Source organism: Rhodococcus sp. IEGM 1305 (assembly GCF_030058635.1).
Taxonomy (GTDB): domain Bacteria; phylum Actinomycetota; class Actinomycetes; order Mycobacteriales; family Mycobacteriaceae; genus Rhodococcus_F; species Rhodococcus_F opacus_D.
Window position 1 is genome coordinate 59,958 of the sequence record NZ_JASHKX010000007.1, and the last position, 19,241, is coordinate 79,198.

Sequence of the window (19,241 nt, forward strand, 5' to 3'; positions counted from 1 at the left end):
CCCGCCCTTCACTGCAGGAGATTGTCATGCACCCCGTATCCACCCGGCATCGGATCCGCCTCGTCGGGGCAGGGATCGCCACGTCCCTGTCGCCGGCGCTGCACGAACACGAGGCCGCCGCCCTCGGCCTGACCGACTACCGCTACGACCTGATCGACGTCGCGGCGGAGGGCATCCCCGTCGACGACTCCGGCGACACGCTGCGGCAGGCCGTCGCAGCCGGTTGCACCGGACTCAACATCACCCACCCGTGCAAGCAGGTGGTCGTCGACTCCCTCGACGAATTGTCCGACAACGCACGACTTCTCGGTGCCGTCAACACCGTCGTCGTCCGCGACGGGCGGTTGATCGGTCACAACACCGACCACAGCGGATTCCTCGCGGCGCTGCGCCGGGGACTGCCCGATGCCAGGCTCGGCCGCGTCGTCCTCGCCGGTGCGGGCGGTGCCGGTTCGGCCGTCGCCTACGCGCTCGCCGCCGCCGGGGTGAGGGACCTGCGGGTCGCCGACCTCGACCCGGCCCGTGCCGCGGACGTCTGCGCGCGCCTCGCGGCGGCGTTCCCACAGACGCGGGTCACGGCCATCCCCCTCGACGCGATCGAAGCGAACCTGGAGCACTGCGACGGCGTCGTCAACGCCTCTCCGATCGGCATGGTCGGACATCCGGGAACGCCGTTCGACACCGACGCGCTCCATCCCGGACTGTGGGTCGCCGACATCGTCTACCGCCCGCTGCGGACCGAACTCGTCACGGCAGCAACCGCTCTCGGCTGCGACGTTCTCGACGGCGGTCAGATGCTCGTCGCTCAGGCGGCCGACACGTTCGCCCTCCTCACCGGGGTCGTCCCCGACCCCGACCGCATGCGACGTCACCTGGGCGAACTGCTCGCCGATCAGTGCGCCCCGACCGTTCTCGAGGAGTCCCGATGACCGCGCGTCCGTTCGCCGCACCACTCGACCTGGGTAACGTGCGACTGCGCAACCGCTTCGTGTCCGCGCCTATGGAGCGCAACTACTGCGAGGTCGACGGCACGATGACCGACGACTACGTCGCGTACCTCGAGCGCCGTGCGGCGGGCGGTGCCGCTCTCGTCTTCACCGAGGCCAGCTACGTGCGGGCCGACGGCAAGGGCCGTATCCGGCAGATGGGCGTGGACGTCGACGAACGCATCCCGGGCATCGCGAAGATGGCCGCGGCGATCCACGCGCAGGGCGCGCTCGCCGGCGTCGAACTCAATCACGGCGGCCGCACCGCGCAGGGTTCCGTCAGCGGATTCGTCCCCGTCGCACCGTCACCGATCCCGTGCGCGGTGGTCGGCGGCGAAATGCCCGAGCAACTCGACGGCGACGACATCGAGCACATCATTGAATGCTTCGGCGAGGCCGCCGCGCGCTGTCAGCGGGCCGGGGTCGACGTGATCTCGCTGCACGGCGGTCACGGCTATCTCATCCACCAGTTCCTCTCGCCGGCGTACAACCACCGCGACGACGAGTGGGCCGACCCGGCACTGTTCGTCAACAAGGTGATCGACGCCGTGCGCACGATGGCACCGGGTATCTCTCTCGGACTGCGGTTCTCGGCGTTCGAGGCCGTCGACGGCGGTCTCGACGCCGAGACGACCCGCGCCCGCCTCGACGCGATCGACACCGACCGGCTCGACTTCCTCGACGTCTCCGCCGGCAACTACGAATCCGGGCAGTGGATCATCCAACCCGGCGAGTGGCCCCGCGGCCTCCTCGCCCCGTACTCCGAGCAGTACACGCGGGACTTCGACCTCCCCGTCGGGGTCGCAGGCCGGATCAGCTCACCCGAGGTCGCGGCGCAGATCATCGAATCGGGGCAGGCCGACTTCGTCAGCATGGCCCGCACCCTGCACGCCGACCCGGACTTCCCGAACCGCGCGCTGGACGGCGGCCGGTACCGGCCCTGCATCGCCTGCAACTACTGCATCGACAGCCTCGCCGCCGGACCCGTTCCGTGCTCGGTCAATCCGTGGGTGGGCCGCGAACTCGAGCAGCCGTCGAAACCGGCGGACGTGGCGGTGCGTGTCGCCGTCGTCGGCGGTGGCCCGTCGGGGATGGCGGCCGCCCGCGACCTCGCGCTCGCCGGGCACCGCGTCGACCTGTACGACGAACGCGGCAGTCTCGGTGGCGATTTCGCGCTGGCCTCCCGACTGCACGAGTACCCCGAGTACTCACGGATCGTCGACTGGTACGTCGCCGAGATCGCCGACCTCGACATCACCTGCCACACCGGTACGCGGGTCGACGCCGCCGCACTGGCGGAACTCGACTTCGACGCCGTCGTGCTCGCAACGGGCGGCCGCGGACCTGACGTCGACCTCCCGGGGGCACACACCCGGAGGGTCCGCGACGTCCGCGAGTTCCTGGAATCCGGAGACCCCGCACCCGAGGCGATCACGATCTTCGGCGCCGACCGGGAAGCGGCCGCGGTCGCCGACGACCTGCTCCAGCACGGCACGAAGGTGGTCATGATCGGCCCGCAGGAGACGATCGCCCACGACGTCGGCCGGCGCGGAAAGATCGTGCTGCTGCCGCGGCTCGCGGCGAGTGCGAACCTCACCACCCACCTGTCGTCGATCGTGACTCGGATCGAGGAAGACCGGGTGGTGATCTCGACCGCCGGAGAAGAGCGGGTGGTCGACGCCCCCGGCGAACTGCTGATCTCGCACGGTGTCGAACCGCGTACCGACCTGCTCGCCGCAGTGCGGTCGCTGGCACTGCGACTCGGCGTCCACACGGTCGGTGACGCGAGTGGCGACGGCGGCTCCATCCACGCCGCTCTCGTCACCGCAGCCGACGTCGCCGCGAAGATCACCGCGGCCGCCGAAGCCCGCGAGGAGGTCAGCGCATGATGGACATTCCGCCAATCGGTCTCGGGACCTGGCCACTGACCGGTCCGGACGCCACCCGGGCCGTGCTGTCCGGCATCGAAGCCGGCTACCGGCTCGTCGACACCGCCACGATCTACGACAACGAGGACGCCGTGGGGGTTGCGCTCGCGGAGTGCGGACTGCCCCGCGAGGAGCTGTTCGTCACCACGAAACTGCGTGGGAGCGATCACGTGTCGGGTGACATCCGCGGCGCGGTCGAGCGCAGCCTGAAGACTCTGGGACTCGATCGGCTCGACCTGTTCCTCATCCACTGGCCGCTGCCACGCCACGACCGGTACGTGGCGGCGTTCGAGGCGATGCTCGCGTGCCGCGACGCCGGCCTCGTCCGCTACGTCGGCGTCTCCAATTTCCTGGAGAAGCACCTGCGTCGCGTCGTCGCCGAGACCGGAGAAGCGCCCGCGGTCAACCAGATCCAGATGGACCCGTCGCTCGCCCGGCTGCCGGTCCGGCGCGCCGACGACGAACTCGGCGTGTTCACGCAGTCGTGGAGCCCACTGGGCCGCGGCGAGGTTCTCGGCTCACCCACGGTCACCGACATCGCCCGGCGCCTCGACCGCACCCCCGCGCAGGTGGTCCTGGCCTGGCACTTCGCGCAGGGTGTCGTGCCGATCGCGAGATCCGCGAATCCCGCCCGCCAGGCCGAGAACCTGGCCGCCCTCGACGTGCGGCTCACCGCCGCGGACGTCGACGCCCTGAACCGTCTCGACCGCGGCGAATCCGCGGCCCGGGACGTCGAAACGGAGGAGCACTACTGATGGCACTACGTATCGGCATCGTCGGCTGCGGAAAGATCGCCGGCAACCACGCGCGGGCCCTGCAGCAGGTGCCCGGCGTCGACGTGGTCGGCTGCTGCGACCCCGACGTCGACCGCGCCCGCGAGTTCGCGGACGCACACGGTATCGCGCGGGCCGTCGGTTCGGTGGAGGAGTTGATCGCCCTCGGCCTCGATGCGTGCACCGTCTGCACCCCGCATCCGGTGCACGAGCAGGTGGTCGTCGCGGCCGCCGAGGCCGGGATCCACGTGCTGTGCGAGAAGCCGATCGCTGTCGACGTCGCCGCGGCAGACCGGATGATCGCGGCCGCCGACCGCGCCGGCATCACGTTCGGTGTGCTGTTCCAGCGCCGGTTCTGGCCGGCCGCGAAACGCATCAGGACGGCCATCGACGACGGCCGGATCGGCGTTCCGGTGCTCGGCGAGGCGTCGGTGCTCCTGCACCGCCCGTCGTCCTACTACTCCGCCGACGCGTGGCGCGGACGGTGGGACACCGACGGAGGCGGAGTCCTGATGACACAGGCCGTCCACCAGATCGACATGCTCCAATGGTTCATGGGTGAGGCCGTCTCGGTGAGCGGCTTCATCCGCACCCACACGCACGGCGACCACATCGAGACCGAGGACAGTGCGTCCGCCGTCGTCTCGTTCGCGTCGGGCGGCACGGCGACCGTCACCGCGACCACCGGCGCCAACCACAACCTCGGCAACCGGGTCACCGTGATCGGGCAGACCGGTGCGATTGCGAGCGTCCTCGAGTTCCCGGAGGGCCGGGAGGGTGTCAACGAGATCTGGACGGTCCCCGGAGAAGTCGAGCTCCGCACCCCGTTCACACCCGGCGTCCGTGCCAATCTCGACGTCACGGAAGTCAACGCCGGACTCGCCGACTTCCACACACTCCAGGTGCAGGACTTCGCGGACGCCGTCCTGGCCGGTCGCGACCCCGCCGTCACCGGACGCGACGCGCGCGCCTCGCTGGCGATCATCGCGGCGATCTACGAGTCCTCGCGCACCGGCCGGGTGGTCGACCTCACGCCCGCAACGACTTTCGCAACAACATCCGCTCAGGAGACGCTATGACCCCCGAACACACCATCGCCACCTACGACGTCGTCGTCATCGGCTCCGGAGCGGGCGGTCTGTCCGCCGCCGTGGCCGCAGCCGACGGGGGAGCCTCCGTCCTCGTCGTCGAGAAGGCGGACACGTGCGGCGGCGCGACGGCGTGGTCCGGCGGCTGGATGTGGGCGCCGCGGAACCTGTTCGCGCAGGCGGACGGCGTGAACGAGGACCGCTCGCTGCCGCGCACCTATCTCGAGCACCGACTCGGCGAGAACTTCGACGCCGCCAAGGTCGACGCCCTGCTCGACGGCGCACCCGAGATGGTCGCGTTCTTCGAGAAGAAGACGGCGTTGCAGTTCGTTCCGGGCGCGAAGATCGCCGACGTCCACGGCGACACGCCGGGTGCGGGCACGGGACACCGCTCCGTCGGGCCGAAACCGGTGAGCCTCCGGAAGCTCGGCCCCGACGTCGCGGCGCTCCTCCGTCGGCAGCTCTACGAGACGTCGTTCCTCGGTATGGGCATCATGGCCGGCCCGGACCTCCAGGCTTTCCTGCACTCGACGCGTTCGGCAAAGGCGTTCGTGCACTGCGCCCGCAGGGTGTCCACGCACCTGCTCGACCTCGCCACCACACGCCGCGGCCAGCAACTCGTCAACGGCACCGCACTCGTCGGCCGGCTGCTGCGGTCGGCGCTCGACGCCGGCGTCGAGATTCGCGTGAGCACGGCCGCCACCGCGCTGACCACCGACTCCGCGGGCAGTGTCACCGGTGTCCGGCTGGAGGGCCCGGACGGGGCCTACTCCGTGTCCGCCCGCCGCGGAGTCGTCCTCGCGACGGGCGGCTTCAGTCGCGACGTCGACCGGCGCCGCGAACTCTTCCCCCGCACGCCCACGGGCCGTGAACACTGGACCCTCACCCCGTCCACGACCACCGGCGACGGCATCACCCTCGGCGAGTCGGTCGGCGGGCGACTCGACCGCTCGGTCGCATCGCCGGTGGCGTACTGCCCGGTGTCGATCATCCGATACCGCAACGGCAAGGAGGGCGTGTTCCCGCACATCCTCGACCGCGGAAAGCCCGGCGCCATCGGCGTTCTCGCCGACGGCCGCCGCTTCGTCAACGAGGCCCTCGGCTACCACGACTACACCCTTGCGATGGTCGAACAGGTCCCCGACGGCGAAGAGGTCTGCTCCTGGTTGATCGCCGACCAGCGGTACCTGCGGTACTTCCCGCTCGGCATGGCCAAGCCGCTGCCGATCCCCACGTGGCCGTACCTGAAGTCCGGCTACCTCACCCGCGGCCGCACCGTGCGGGAGCTGGCCGAGAAGATCGGCGTCGACCCCGACGGCCTGGAGAAGACGGTCGCAGCGTTCAACGAGGGCGCCCGCGACGGCGTCGACCCCGAGTTCGGTCGTGGCACCACCCCGTTCACCATCGGGTCGGGAGACCCGGACAATCCGTGGCCCAACCCCTCCCTCGCACCGCTCGAGGAGGGCCCGTTCTACGCGGTCAAGGTGGTGCCCGGCAGCTTCGGCACGTTCGCCGGTCTGGTCACCGACGCGACGTCCCGGGTGCTGAACGACGACGACCAGCCGATCGACGGGTTGTTCGCCGTCGGGGTCGACCAGTCCAGCGTCATGGGCGGCCACTACCCGTCCGGCGGCATCAACCTCGGCCCGGCCATGACCTTCGGCTACCTCACCGGTCGCCGCCTCGCCTCGACGACAGGAGATCAGCGATGACCGCCCCACTCGGCCTCGCCGCACTCACCGTGCTCGACACCGCGCCGCTGCAGCAGGTGGACCTCGCCGAGAAGCACGGCTTCGACACCATCGGCATCCGGCTGCTGCCCGCCGCGCCCGGCACCACCGCCTACCCGCTGCACGAGGACGACGCCGCCCTCGACGCGCTGATCCGTCGTCTCGACGATTCGCCGATAGAGGTGTTCGACCTCGAAATCATCCGACTGGGAGCCGATTTCGACCCGAAGTCGTACGTTCCGCTGCTCGAGGCGGGCGCACGCCTCGGTGCGAAGGCCATGCTCGTCGGCGGCGACGACCGCGACCGTTCCCGGCTCACCGACTCCTATGCCCGGCTCGCGGAACTGTGCGCGCAGTACGGCATCGTCGCGAGCCTCGAGTTCATGCCGTGGACGGCCGTGCCCGACGCGACCACCGCGGTCGAGATCGTGGCGCAGGCCGACGGGCCGGCGCGCAGCGTGCTGGTGGACGGGCTGCACGTGGGACGGTCGAGCACCACGCTCGACGACCTGGCGGCGATTCCGCGGGAATGGCTGCACTACGCCCAGATGTGCGACGGCTCGGTGCCTGCGCCCACGGACGACGCCAAACTGATCCGTCAGGCCCGCGAAGAGCGCCTCGTTCCGGGGTCGGGCGGCATCCCGCTCGCCGACATCTGGTCGACGTTGCCGGCGGGTCTCCCGGTGAGCATCGAACTCCCCAACGAGCCGCTCCGGCGGGCCGCCGGCACGGACGCGTGGCTCGCGCGGCTGGTCGCCGCCACCCGGGAGGTGCTCGCGCAGGTTCCGGCGGCAACCGGACGCTGAAGGTCCGGGCTACCGTTCTTGCATGCCCCGCCCCGACACCGTCCCCGTGTACACGATGCGCCAACTGGCGGCGTTCGTGGCGGTCGCGGAGACCGGAACGATCAGTGGTGCGGCCGAGCGGATGCACCTGTCGCAGTCGGCGCTGTCCGCGGCGGTGACGGACCTGGAGAAGGCACTGAAGGCGCAATTATGTGTGCGCCGGCGGGCCCGCGGTGTGCAGCTGACCCCGACGGGGGAGGCGGTGCTGTCGCGGGCGCGCGCCCTGTTGCAGCAGGCGGGGGAGTTGCAGTCCGACGCGTCCGGGGAGGGCGGTGTCGTCGCGGGGCCGATCGCCGTCGGCTGCTACCCCGCGCTCGGCCCGACGATCCTGCCGTCGATGTTGTACGCGTTCACAGCCGAGTACCCGCGGGCGTCCGTGGAGTTCCGGGAAGACACGCAGAACCGGTTGCGGACGCAGCTCGAGGGCGGCGAACTGGACGTCGCCATCGTCTACGACCTGGACCTGTCCCCGGAGTGGCAGACCGTGCCGCTCATGACCCGGGAGCCGATGGTGGTGTTCGGGGCGGAGCATCCGCTGGCGGGAGTCGACGGGCCGGTGCGGCTCGTGGATCTGGCCGAGCACCCGATGGTGCTGCTGGACGCGCCACCGAGCACCAACCATGCGATGGACGTCTGCCGGGAGGCCGGTTTCGCGCCCCGGGTGGCGTACCGGACCGCGAACTTCGAGACGGCGCGGGCCTTCGTCGGACGCGGCCTGGGGTGGACGCTGCTGTTGCAACGACCCCTGGTCGACGTCACGTACGAGGGTCTGCCCGTCGTCGTGAAACCGATCGCCGAACCGAAACCGGCGTCGGTGGCCGTGGTCGTGGCATGGCTTCAGGAGGCGACGCTGAGCCGGGTCGCGCGAGCATTCATCCGGTTCGTCACGCCCTGAGCTGCGCATTCGTGCCTTCCACGGTTTTTCTGCAATTCATGCGGGGATAGTCCCGCTTTTCAGATGTATGTGAGTCGGGTCATTGTTTTCCGGTAGCGCGATGAGTATGCGCGCAGCAGAACCCGGGAAGGCAGACGATGACGGCAATCACCGAGGCGACACCGCCGGTGTCCCACAAGGAAGCGCGCAGGGCAGTCCTGTCGAGCTTCGTCGGTACCGCGATCGAGTGGTACGACTTCTTCATCTACGGCACCGCCGCAGCCCTGGTGATCGGACCGCAGTTCTTCCCCGGCGCGTCGACGTTCGCCGGAACCCTCGCGGCATTCGCCACGTTCGCGGTCGGATTCATCGCCCGCCCGATCGGCGGTGTCGTCATGGGCCACTTCGGTGACCGCATCGGGCGCAAGTCGATGCTGGTGCTGTCGCTGACCATGATGGGCGCCGCGACTGTCGGCATCGGCCTGCTCCCGAACTTCGAGGCCATCGGGGTGGCCGCACCCATCCTGCTGGTGGCGTTGCGGTTCGTCCAGGGCATCGGCGTCGGCGGCGAATGGGGCGGTGCGGTGCTCATGGCCACCGAGCACGCCCCGGAAGGCAAGCGCGGACTGTACGGCGCGGCACCGCAGATGGGTGTCCCGGCCGGAGTGATCATGGCGAACGTCGTGTTCCTCGCCGTCACCCAGCTGTTGCCGGACGACGCGTTCCAGACGTGGGGCTGGCGGGTGCCGTTCCTGATGAGCGCCGTGCTCGTCGGCGTCGCGATGTGGATTCGGCTCGGCGTCTTCGAGTCCCCGGCGTTCGCGGAGGCCAAGGAGAGCGACACGATCGTGAAGATGCCGATCGTCGAGGTGCTGACCCGCAACTGGCGGACGGTCCTGCTCGCGGCGGGCACGTTCATCGCGACCAACGGCATCGCCTACGTGTTCATGGTGTACGTCCTGACGTACGGCACGAAGGAACTCGACTACAGCCGAGCCACGATGCTCACGCTGCTGATCGTCGCGTGCCCGGTCTGGATGGCGGGCATGGCCGTGTCGGCCTGGAAGTCGGACGTGCTCGGCCGGCGCCGCGTGTACACGTGGAGTTCGATCGCGCTCGTGATCGTGGCCGCGGTGTTCTTCCCGCTCATCGACACGGCGTCGATCCCCGTCATGCTGCTCGCGATGATCGTGATGGCGGCGGTCCTCGGCACCACCGCGGGGCCGCAGTCGGCACTGTTCGCGGAACTCTTCCCCGCCCACATCCGCTACAGCGGTGCGTCTCTCGGCTACCAGATCGGCGCCATCCTCGGCGGCGGGCTCGCACCGTTCATGGCGACGTGGCTGTTCGAAGCGTTCGGCACCTCGACGGCCGTCACCGCCTACTTCGTGGTGATCGCCGTGGTCAGTCTCGTCTCGATCCTGCTGTTGCCGGAAACCAACACCAAGCGCCGGGAAGCGGAGGCCGCCTGACATGTCCACCTACTTTCAGCCACAGAAGTACCCGGCGACGGAGTTCGCGTCGACCGGTGCAACCGACGAGGCCATGCCCGTCGTCGTCGTGGGCGCGGGACCGGTCGGCATGGGCGTCGCGCTCGGCCTCGCGCAGCGCGGCATCCCCGTCACCGTGCTCGAGGCCGCCGACCAGGTGTCGTTCGGCAGCCGGGCCATTTGTATCTCCCGGCACAGCCTCGAGGTGGCCGCCCGGCTCGGTTTCGGCCGGGAACTCGAGAAAATCGTGCTCCCCTGGGTGGGTGGGCGCAGCTTCTACCGCGACGAGCAGGTGCTGCACTTCCAGATGGCGCACGGCGAACACGACGTCCGCGGGCCCATGGTCAACGTTTCGCAGTCCGAGATCGAACAGATCATGACCGACACACTGCTCGCGCACCCGCTGATCACGTTCCACTGGTCGTCGAGCGTAGCCGGGGTGCTGCGGTCGGACGAGGACGTGACGCTCGACGTCGACACCGCGTTCGGTGCTCGCCGACTCCGCACGCGCTGGGTGGTGGCCGCCGACGGCGGTCGCAGCCGGATGCGCGAACTCGCCGGAATCCGGTTGCAGGGAAACAGCTATCAGGGCAATTACGTGATCGCCGACATCCACTGGGAATCGACGCTGCCCGCCGAGCGGATGGTGTGGTTCGACCCGCCGAGCAACCCCGGCTCGACGATCATCATGCATCAGCAACCCCGTGACATCTGGCGCATCGACTACCAAATCGACAGCTCCGACGACGCCGAACTCGAGACGCAGGAAGACCGCATCCGCGACCGGATCACCCGGCACCTCGACTGGCTCGAGAACGACGTGCCGTGGACCCTCGAATGGCACGGCTTCTACCGCGCGCACGCGCTCGCGCTGGAAGACTTCACGCACGGTCGCATCCTGTTCGCAGGCGACGCCGCCCACCTGGTGCCGATCTTCGGCGTCCGCGGGCTGAACTCCGGCATGGAGGACGCCGAGACCCTGGCCTGGACCTTAGCCGCCGTCGTCCACGGGACCGCAGACGGGTCTCTCCTGCAGGCATATTCGTCCGAGCGGCGCGCCGCCTGGCGGCAGAACGTCGACAACGCGGGCAAGTCGACGCTCATCATGTCGCCCGGCAGCCACGGCTACCGCACCACCCGCGACGCGGTGCTGGCGCTGGCCACGACCCGTCCGGAGTTCGGTCACCTCATCAATCCGCGGCAGTCGAGTGCGACGCACGCGCACCTGTCGCCGCTCACGTGGCCGGTGGCCGAGGGGACGACCGGCGTGCTGCCCGGGGATCCGATGGAGGACCGGCGCGTCCGCGTCGTCACCGCCGAAGGGTCGGTGGAGTCGTCGCTGAACCGGGTCCGGGGAACGGGTTTCGCGCTCCTCGGTGTCGGAGTCGACGCGGCCGGTGCCCGGATGATCGCCGCACACGCATCCGCGCTCACGATGGCGCTGTCGCCCGAATCGGTGCGGGCGGTCGTCGTCCCGGCACCGGGTGCGGCGGTGGCCGCGGCGGCCGACCTGACGGTCCTCGACGACCCCGACGGTGCGCTGCCGACGGCTCTCGGCGCGTCCGCGGGTGAGTGCTTCGTGATCCGCCCGGACGGACTCGTCCTGTGCCGGGTCCGCGACCTGTCGCTGCTCGGCAACGTCCACGACCACCTGAAAACGGCAACCGCCCCCACGCTGGGCGTCGTCCCCGCGCACACGGAGACGACGGCGACACCGGACGAACTGCTGCGCGAGAACGTGTGGATGGGACTGTCCGAGGCGCTCGACCAGGCGGACGAATCGGACCGCGAGGGATTCCTGACCCGGCTCGCGCTCCTACTCGGATCGCAATCGGGCCTGCGGGAGTTCGAGGAAGCGCTGGCCGCCGCCTCCCACGTGAGTGGCAAAGTGTGCTCCGGCACTCCGCGGCACTCACATGCGGACGCTTAGCCTGGGAGCATGGCGCACCCACAGTTCCTGAACTCGCCCAAGTCCTTCGTCGTCGACGCGCTCCGCGGGGCCGTCGCCACCACCGACGATCTCGAATGGCATCCGGAACCGGGATATCTCACACGGCGGGAACCGTTGCCGTCCGGGCAGGTCGCGTTGCTGTCGGGCGGCGGGTCCGGGCACGAACCGCTGCACGCCGGGTTCGTCGGCCGGGGCATGCTCACCGGAGCCTGCCCCGGCCTGATCTTCAGTTCGCCCAACGCGCTGCAGGTGCGGGCCGCGACCCGGGCCGTGGACGCGGGCGGCGGAGTCGTGCACATCGTGAAGAACTACACCGGCGACGTCCTCAACTTCCGCATCGCCGGCGAACTGGCGGCGGAGGACGGCATCACGGTCGAGCACGTCCTCGTCGACGACGACGTCGCCTCCGAACGGGAGGACGGGCCCGGACGTCGCGGCACCGCGGCCACGATCGCGGTCGAGAAGATCTGCGGCGCTTCGGCCGAACGCGGCGACGACCTCGCCACCGTCGCGGAGTTCGGGCGGCGCACCGCCCGGAATTCCCGCAGCATGGCGGTCGCGCTCAGCGCGTGCACCGTTCCGGGGGCGGACTCGCCGTCGTTCGACCTCCCGGAGGGGCAGATCGAACTCGGGATCGGCATTCACGGCGAACGTGGAACCGAACGGGTCGACGCGATGGGGGCGGCCGAACTGGTCCGCCGGCTCACCGACCCCGTGCTCGCCTCCCTCGGCGTGGAGCGGGGGGAGCCGGTGATCGCGCTCGTCAACGGGCTCGGAGCGGCCCATCCGCTGGAGCTGCAACTGCTGTTCGGTGAGCTCGCCGACCACCTCGCGGAGCGGGGTGTGGTGATCCGTCGCTCGCTGGTCGGCAGCTTCGTCACCGCCCTCGACATGGACGGCGCGTCCATCACGCTGGTGCGCTGCGACGACCAGCTCCTCGACCTGTGGGACGCACCGACCGCCGCACCGGGATGGCCCAACGCCCCGGCCGGGGAATTCCGCGGCATCGCAGACGAATCCGAGGTGCGGTTCCGGTCGAACGTCGCCTCCCGCGAGGACGAGGCGGAGGTGCCCGGCACCGCCGACGCGCTGGGCCGGGCGGCGGTGGGTGCGTGGATCGGCGCGTTCGTGGAGAAGGTGCTCGCCGAGGAACCGAACCTCACCGATCTCGATCGCCGCGCGGGCGACGGGGACTTCGGCACCAACATGGTGGCCGCCCTCGACCACGTCGACGTTCCCGGGATCCGCGACCGCTACTCCCCGGCGACGGTGTTCGAATCACTGTCCGACGCCTACCTCGGTCACGCGGGTGGCACGTCCGGCGCGCTGTTCGGTATCTGGTTCCGGCAGTTCTACCGGGTGGCCGCCGACGCACCGCACGGACTGGACACGAAGGCGATCGCCGCCGCGGCACGAGCAGGCCTCGACACGATCCAGGAACTCGGCGGGGCGCAACCCGGAGACAAGACGATGATCGACGCCATCGCCCCCGCCGTCGCCGCCCTCGAATCGGCCGGCGCGGCCGGGAAGGGGCCGGCCGAGGGTCTGGCCGAGGCCGCGGACGCCGCCGCCCGCGGTGCCGAGGCCACCGCGGACATCACCGCGCGGCGCGGCCGGGCCAGTTACATCGGTGAGGCGGCGCGCGGCGTCGTGGACCCCGGTGCACTGGTGCTGTCGTGGTTCTTCGCCGAGGCCGCGGAAGCGGCCCGCACGGTCGGGTAGTCACCGCGCGCGGGGCTCGGCACGTAAGGTGAGGAGAAGAACCCCCGAGTCGTGCTGTGCAAACCCGTCGCCACACCTCTCTCCACCTGCGTACGGGACGCAGAATCAGGGACGGACACGTAGACAGTGGAAGACACCGCCAGCCGGGGAATCCAGGCTTTCATCGCCGACGTCGTGGAACGGGGCGGCAAAGCCGTCCGGCTCACCCACTCGCGACGTAACCCCGTCCAGGTCTGGGGCGACGACGGCACGAGCTGCATCGTGCGGGTGCGCTCCAAGCTCAGCGGCGACTGGCAGGCCCGCAAACAGGACGAATCGCTCGACGACGACGACACCGGCTCGCAGTTCTGGGTGTTCGTGGATCTCGCGAGTTCGCCGGAGGAGTTCTTCGTCGTGCCCTCGTCCGAGGTCGCCGACGACATCCGCGCCGAGGTGGATCTGTGGATGATGGACACCCCCGGCCGCACGCGGACCGGACATCACGCGATCCCGCTGAGCCGGATCGCGCACGGACGTGGGCGCTGGGACCTGCTCGGGTTGGCGGGGGAGAAAGACCCCAGCCGGTACAGCGACGCGCAACGCGCGACGACGGCGGCGACGTTGCGCGCCGACGCCGACGCCCGCGCTTCGGCCCGGAAGAAGCCGGCCAAGGCGACGGCGGCGTTGGAGGAATTGATCGATACCCGCCTCGAGGTCGTGGCCGACTTCGAGGGATATCGGTTGGTCGGACGGTTCGACCCCGACACCCAGACTCTGGAGATCATGCGTGGTCCGATGCAGGGCCGCCGGTTCCCCGACCCCACGACGGCGGCGACCGCCGTTGCCAGTCACATCAGCGGAGACATCGAAACCCACGACGGCTGGGAATTCTGGCGCACCGAACAGGGTGATCGAATTCCTATGGGGCAGAACAGTATCCGATAGCAGCTGAGAGTTCCCTGAAACTGTTCCGGCGCGCGGCGGTTGAGAATACCCTGAGGTGGGTACCGCAGACATGATCCGCCGTGCATCGGCGGTTGTGGCCACGGCCGATGGGAGCTCATCATGCGAATCGTCGACGGCACAGTGCACGCCGTGTCAGGTGCCGCGAACGCGACGACCAGTGCGGTCGGCGCGGTCGGAGGGGCCGCGATCGGTGGTGTGGTCGGCGGAGTGCGCGGAGCGGCGAGCGGGGTCCGGTCCGGAATGGAGAGCGGGAGTCATTCGACGCCTGCCGCCGCGCTGACCTTGGCCGCCGTCGGCGCGGCCGGACTGGTCGAGTGGCCGGTGCTGGTCACCGTGGGCGGGGCGGCGCTCGTGCTGCGGCAGTTCGGCGCGGGTTCCAGGCAGTAGCTGCCGTGGGACTCGGTCGATACGTCCGTGCCGCCGCATCCCTGCCGGTGCGCGGCGCCGGTGTCGGACTCGGGGTGGCGTCTTACGGAGGCACGGTCGCAGCCGATCTGATATCCACCACCGCACGGACCGCGACGCAGATCGCCACCGAGGTGCTCGGGGGAACCCCGGCCCGCCGCACGAGTTCCGGACGCGGCCGTGCCTGGATCGAGGTCCGCGGACTCGACGGACCTCGCGGGGACGACGTGGCCGCGACCGTTCTCGGCGCCGTCCGGGAGACCGCCGGTGTGGCGGGAGCCGAACTCAACCGCGCGCTGTCCCGGCTGGTGGTGACGGTCGACGAGGACGGACCGTCGGTGGCCGCGCTGTGTGCCGTGGTCGGGGGCGCGGAGGATGTCGCGCGACCGATCGCCCGCGGTGCCGTCCGCGACCGGCCCGGAGAACTTCCCGGCGACGACGTCGCACTCGCCGAACGCGCGCTCGCACTGGCCGCCGTCACGACGGGCCTGGTCGCGGCCGCCGGCGTTCGCCTGCTTCCGATGCCCACCCTGCCGGCGGCGGTGCCTGCCGCCGCCGTCACGTTCGTCAACTATCAACCCCGATTGCGCAGCATGGTCGAGGACCGGCTCGGGCCGGACGCCGCCGAACTGCTGCTCGCCACCGCTCAGGCAGTCGGCGACGTGCTGCGGCGGGCGCCTGCGTCACTCGCCGTGGACGTGGCATTGCGGTCGGCGATCACGGCGGAGGCGTGGTCGGGCCGGCGGGTGTGGCACCGCCGCGAACCCGAACTGGCCCGGGACCCCGCGGACGACACGGAGCGCCCCGCCCGCCCGCGCGGCGCATCGGGACCGGTGGAGCGGGACGTGGACCGGGCGGCGATCGCGCAGTGGGTGGGAGCGACCGCGGTGGGAGCGGCGACCCGAAGCGTCGCAGGCGCCGCGGACGCGGCCCTGGTCGCCGCGCCGAAGGCGGCGCGCACCGCACGCGAGGCCTTCGCTGCGACACTGGGCCGTGGACTGGCCGATCGCCACGCCGTGCTGGCCCTGCGTCCCGGCGCGCTGCGCTGCCTGGACCGGGTCGACGCGGTGGTCGTGGACCCGTCGGTGCTGCACACGGCCGAACTTCGGGTGAGCGGGATCCGTGCGGTTCGGGACGCCGACCGGACGAGAGTGTGGGAGGCCGCTCGATCTGCCGTGGAGGCCGGCGCCCTCGGGGTGGGCTGGCACGCGCTGACCGACCTTCCGGATGATGTCGCCGCGGCAGCCGTGGACGAAGATGCCGCCGTACTCGTGACCCCGGCGCACCATCCGAGCGCAGCGGCCGTGCTCGCGCAGGCGCGCTCGTCGGGCGCCCAGGTGGTGTCGGTGAACGTGGATACGCTCGGCGGACTCCGCTCGGCGTTCGACGATCTGCTGCCCTCCAGCGGATCACTGGATGTCGATCTGCGCGACGCCGTCGCGCAGTTGCAGGCGAACGGCGCGACGGTGGCGGTGGTCGCCGGCCGGGCGCTGCACGCACTGTCGTCCGCCGATGTCGGTATCGGTGTCCTCGTCGACGACGCCCCGCCGCCGTGGTGCGCGGACCTGCTGGTCGACGACCTCGTCGGAGTGTGGCGGGTGCTGCGGTCCCTGCCGGACGCGCGGACGGCGAGCAGGCGCGGCGTCGAGATCGCAACGGCGGCGTCGATGCTCGGTGCGCTCGTCATGCTGCCGGGAGTGCGTGGGCGTGGACCCGGACCCGTCACGGTCGGCGCGGCGGCAGGACTGTGGACGGGGCATTCCCTCGCGCGCGCTGTGCTGCGGGCCGAGGTTCCACCCGCCGCCCCGGTTCACGCCTGGCACGAGATGCCGGTGCCGGACGTGCGCCGGCTGCTTCCCGCGCGCAACGAGGAGGAGGCCGCGGTCTCCCGGCGCCGGTCGGTGAATCTGGTGCTGACCCCGGTCGAGGCGATCGGGCGGCTCACGGCGTGGCCGGTCGGTCTGGCCTGGGATTTCGGCCGGGCGATGCGGACGGAACTGTCGGATCCGCTGACCCCCGTCCTCGCCACCGGATCGGCGGCGAGCGCCCTGCTGGGGTCGCCGATCGACGCGGTGCTCGTGGGGTCCGTGCTGGCGGGCAACGCCGCGCTGTCGGCCGTGCAACGCCTGCACGCGGAACGTCTGCTGAACCGGTTGCTGGCGGCGGGCGATCCGCCCACGCATCGCGTCGCCGGGCCTCCGGAGCGCCGGGTGACCGAGCGGGTGGAGGCGTCGCGGTTGCGGCCGGGCGACGTGATCGAGATCGGTCCCGGCGAGGTGGTGCCCGCCGACGGCCGGCTCGTCGAGGCGTCCGGCGTCGAAGTCGACGAGTCCTCGCTCACCGGGGAATCGCTGCCGGTGAGCAAGCAGACGTCGCCGACTCCGGGCGCACCACTCAGTGACCGCGCCTGCATGGCGTTCGCGGGGACCACGATCCTCACCGGCACGGCGACGGCGATCGTCACCGCGGTGGGCGACGCAACGGAAGCGGGACGCGCGGGTGCCCTCACCCCCGCGAGTGCGTCGCACGTGGGTCTGCAGGCGCAGCTCAGAAGCCTCACCGACCGGGTGCTGCCCGTCAGCGTGGGAGGCGGCGCGCTGGTCACCGCCGTCGGGTTCCTGCGCGGCACCGGACTGCGGCAGGCCGTCACGAGCGGCGTCGCGGTCGCGGTCGCGGCGGTTCCCGAGGGTCTACCGCTCGTCGCGACACTCGCGCAGCAGGCCGCCGCACGCAGACTGACGAGGTCGGGCGCACTGGTGCGGACGCCGCGGTCCGTCGAGGCGCTCGGCCGCGTCGACGTGGTGTGCTTCGACAAGACGGGCACCCTGAGCGAAAACCGACTGCGTGTCGTCACCGCCGTCCCGGAGCCGGGGTTCGATCGCGAGGACGTGCTCGTGTGCGCGGGCCGGAGCGCCGTGACCCCCGACGGCAGTCCGGCCGCGCACGCCACCGACGCCGCGATCGCCGACGCTGCAGTGGACCTGCTACCGCAGGAGGAGGACCGGAGCAGTTACCTTCCGTTCCGCTCCGGACGGCCCTACTCCGCCTCGCTGTCCGGGACACACGTGTCGGTGAAGGGTGCACCGGAGGTCGTGGTCGCGGCGTGCACCGGCATCGACGCGGACGAGGTCCACGACGCCGTTCTCGGCATGGCTGCCGACGGGTTACGTGTCATCGCCGTCGCCCGCCGGACCGTCACGCCCTTCCAGGCGCGTCGCGCGGCCGACGACACCGCGGTGCTCGACGATCTGTGCGGCAGTGGGCTGCAACTCGTCGGACTGCTCGGGCTGGCGGACACCCCGCGCCCGGAAGCGGCCGGACTGCTCCCGGCACTGGAAGGGCTACAGGTCGGGGTCCGGCTGATCACCGGCGACCATCCCGTCACGGCCACCGCCATCACGAAAGAGCTGGGACTGGCGGTGTCGTCCGCGCAGGTGATCAGCGGGACCGACTGGGACACCCTGTCGCACCGGGGGCAGGAGAATGCCGTCGAGAAGTGCGTCGTCTTCGCCCGGATGTCGCCCGAGAACAAGGTGCAGATCGTGCAGACCCTCGAGCGAGTCGGTCACGTCTGCGCGATGGTCGGCGACGGCGCCAACGACGCGGCCGCGATCCGGGCGGCCAGCGTGGGGATCGGTGTCAGCTCACGCGGCAGCGACCCGGCCCGCAGCGCCGCGGACGTGGTGCTCCTCGACGGCCGTGTCGACGCGTTGCTCGACGCCCTCGACGAGGGCCGTCAGCTGTGGCGGCGGGTGCAGGCGGGGGTGTCGGTGCTGCTCGGCGGGAACGCCGGGGAGGTGGCGTTCGCCCTGATCGGCAGCGCGATCGCCGGACGGTCGCCGCTCACCGCGCGTCAGCTCCTGCTGGTGAACGTGCTCACGGACGCCCTGCCCGCGGCCGCCCTCGCGGTGAGCCCGCCCAACGAACAGGCCCGGGGAGAGGGCCGCGGCCCGGACAGCGCTGCGCTGTGGCGGACCGTCGCGATCCGCGGCGCCGCCACCGCGGCAGGCGCGACGACGGCGTGGGCGCTGGCGAGCGTGACGGGCAGGCAACGCCGGGCGTCGACGGTCGGGCTGGTGGCGCTGGTCGGCACGCAGCTGGGTCAGACACTGATCGATTCGCGGAGTCCGCTCGTGGTGCTGACCGCGGGCGGTTCACTGGCCGCACTCACCGTCATGGTCAGTACTCCCGGTGTCAGTCAGCTCCTCGGGTGCACCCCGCTCGGACCGGTCGGGTGGGCCCAGGCGCTGGGCTGCGCGGGTGCGGCGGCCGCGGCGGCCGCGTTCGCACCGGGGTTGCTCGAAAAGCTTGTGGGCGATCAGTCGACGATCTCGATCACGCCCGCCCGCAACAGCACCGCATACACCTCCCGCAGCGGTGGGGTGAGCACGCGGGTGACCACCCCGGTCAACGGGTCCCCGGCGGCGGAGAAGACACCGGCAGCGGTCTGGGCGACGGAACTCAGCACAGCTGACACGGTCCGCGATCAAGGTGGCTGACCGGG

At 71.0% G+C, this 19,241-nt stretch carries 13 protein-coding genes; all 13 read left to right on the forward strand.

The genetic code is table 11. The features are described from left to right. Positions 1–26: 26 nt before the first annotated feature. The 13 genes from QM693_RS14100 (at position 27) to QM693_RS14160 (ending at position 19,236) form a co-directional block, all read left to right on the forward strand. Positions 27–929 (forward strand): shikimate dehydrogenase, encoded by a 903-nt coding sequence (locus tag QM693_RS14100; RefSeq protein ID WP_283352621.1) that lies wholly within the window; start codon positions 27–29, stop codon positions 927–929. Beyond that, complete coding sequence (locus QM693_RS14105) at positions 926–2,875, forward strand: oxidoreductase (RefSeq protein ID WP_283352622.1); 1,950 nt, start codon at positions 926–928, stop codon at positions 2,873–2,875. Before QM693_RS14100 ends, QM693_RS14105 begins: the two co-directional genes overlap by 4 nt. Continuing rightward, complete coding sequence (locus tag QM693_RS14110; protein ID WP_283352623.1) at positions 2,872–3,669, forward strand: aldo/keto reductase; 798 nt, start codon at positions 2,872–2,874, stop codon at positions 3,667–3,669. The genes QM693_RS14105 and QM693_RS14110 overlap by 4 nt, the downstream gene beginning before the upstream one ends. Continuing rightward, positions 3,669–4,766 (forward strand): Gfo/Idh/MocA family protein, encoded by a 1,098-nt coding sequence (locus tag QM693_RS14115; RefSeq protein WP_283352624.1) that lies wholly within the window; start codon positions 3,669–3,671, stop codon positions 4,764–4,766. Before QM693_RS14110 ends, QM693_RS14115 begins: the two co-directional genes overlap by 1 nt. Further along, positions 4,763–6,487, forward strand: a complete 1,725-nt coding sequence (locus QM693_RS14120; protein ID WP_283352625.1) for an FAD-dependent oxidoreductase — start codon at positions 4,763–4,765, stop codon at positions 6,485–6,487. Before QM693_RS14115 ends, QM693_RS14120 begins: the two co-directional genes overlap by 4 nt. Beyond that, positions 6,484–7,311 (forward strand): sugar phosphate isomerase/epimerase family protein, encoded by an 828-nt coding sequence (locus QM693_RS14125; protein WP_283352626.1) that lies wholly within the window; start codon positions 6,484–6,486, stop codon positions 7,309–7,311. Before QM693_RS14120 ends, QM693_RS14125 begins: the two co-directional genes overlap by 4 nt. Positions 7,312–7,333: 22 nt before the next feature. Further along, complete coding sequence (locus tag QM693_RS14130; protein WP_283352627.1) at positions 7,334–8,245, forward strand: LysR substrate-binding domain-containing protein; 912 nt, start codon at positions 7,334–7,336, stop codon at positions 8,243–8,245. A gap of 137 nt (positions 8,246–8,382) precedes the next feature. Continuing rightward, on the forward strand, positions 8,383–9,696 hold the full coding sequence (locus tag QM693_RS14135) for an MFS transporter (protein ID WP_283352628.1): 1,314 nt from the start codon (positions 8,383–8,385) through the stop codon (positions 9,694–9,696). Between the two features lies 1 nt (position 9,697). Next, the gene (locus QM693_RS14140) at positions 9,698–11,644 is read left to right on the forward strand and encodes an FAD-dependent monooxygenase (RefSeq protein WP_283352629.1); all 1,947 of its coding nucleotides are present in this window, start codon (positions 9,698–9,700) and stop codon (positions 11,642–11,644) included. Between the two features lie 9 nt (positions 11,645–11,653). Beyond that, positions 11,654–13,387: a dihydroxyacetone kinase subunit DhaL gene (gene dhaL / locus QM693_RS14145; RefSeq protein WP_283352630.1), complete on the forward strand. Its 1,734-nt coding sequence runs from the start codon at positions 11,654–11,656 to the stop codon at positions 13,385–13,387. 126 nt (positions 13,388–13,513) lie between these two features. Further along, entirely contained in the window at positions 13,514–14,311 is a 798-nt protein-coding gene (locus tag QM693_RS14150; protein WP_283352631.1) for a hypothetical protein, read from the forward strand. A gap of 120 nt (positions 14,312–14,431) precedes the next feature. After that, a complete protein-coding gene (locus QM693_RS14155) occupies positions 14,432–14,719 on the forward strand; it encodes a hypothetical protein (protein ID WP_005252344.1) in 288 nt (95 codons plus the stop codon). A gap of 5 nt (positions 14,720–14,724) precedes the next feature. Beyond that, complete coding sequence (locus QM693_RS14160; protein ID WP_283352632.1) at positions 14,725–19,236, forward strand: cation-translocating P-type ATPase; 4,512 nt, start codon at positions 14,725–14,727, stop codon at positions 19,234–19,236. Positions 19,237–19,241: the final 5 nt, after the last annotated feature.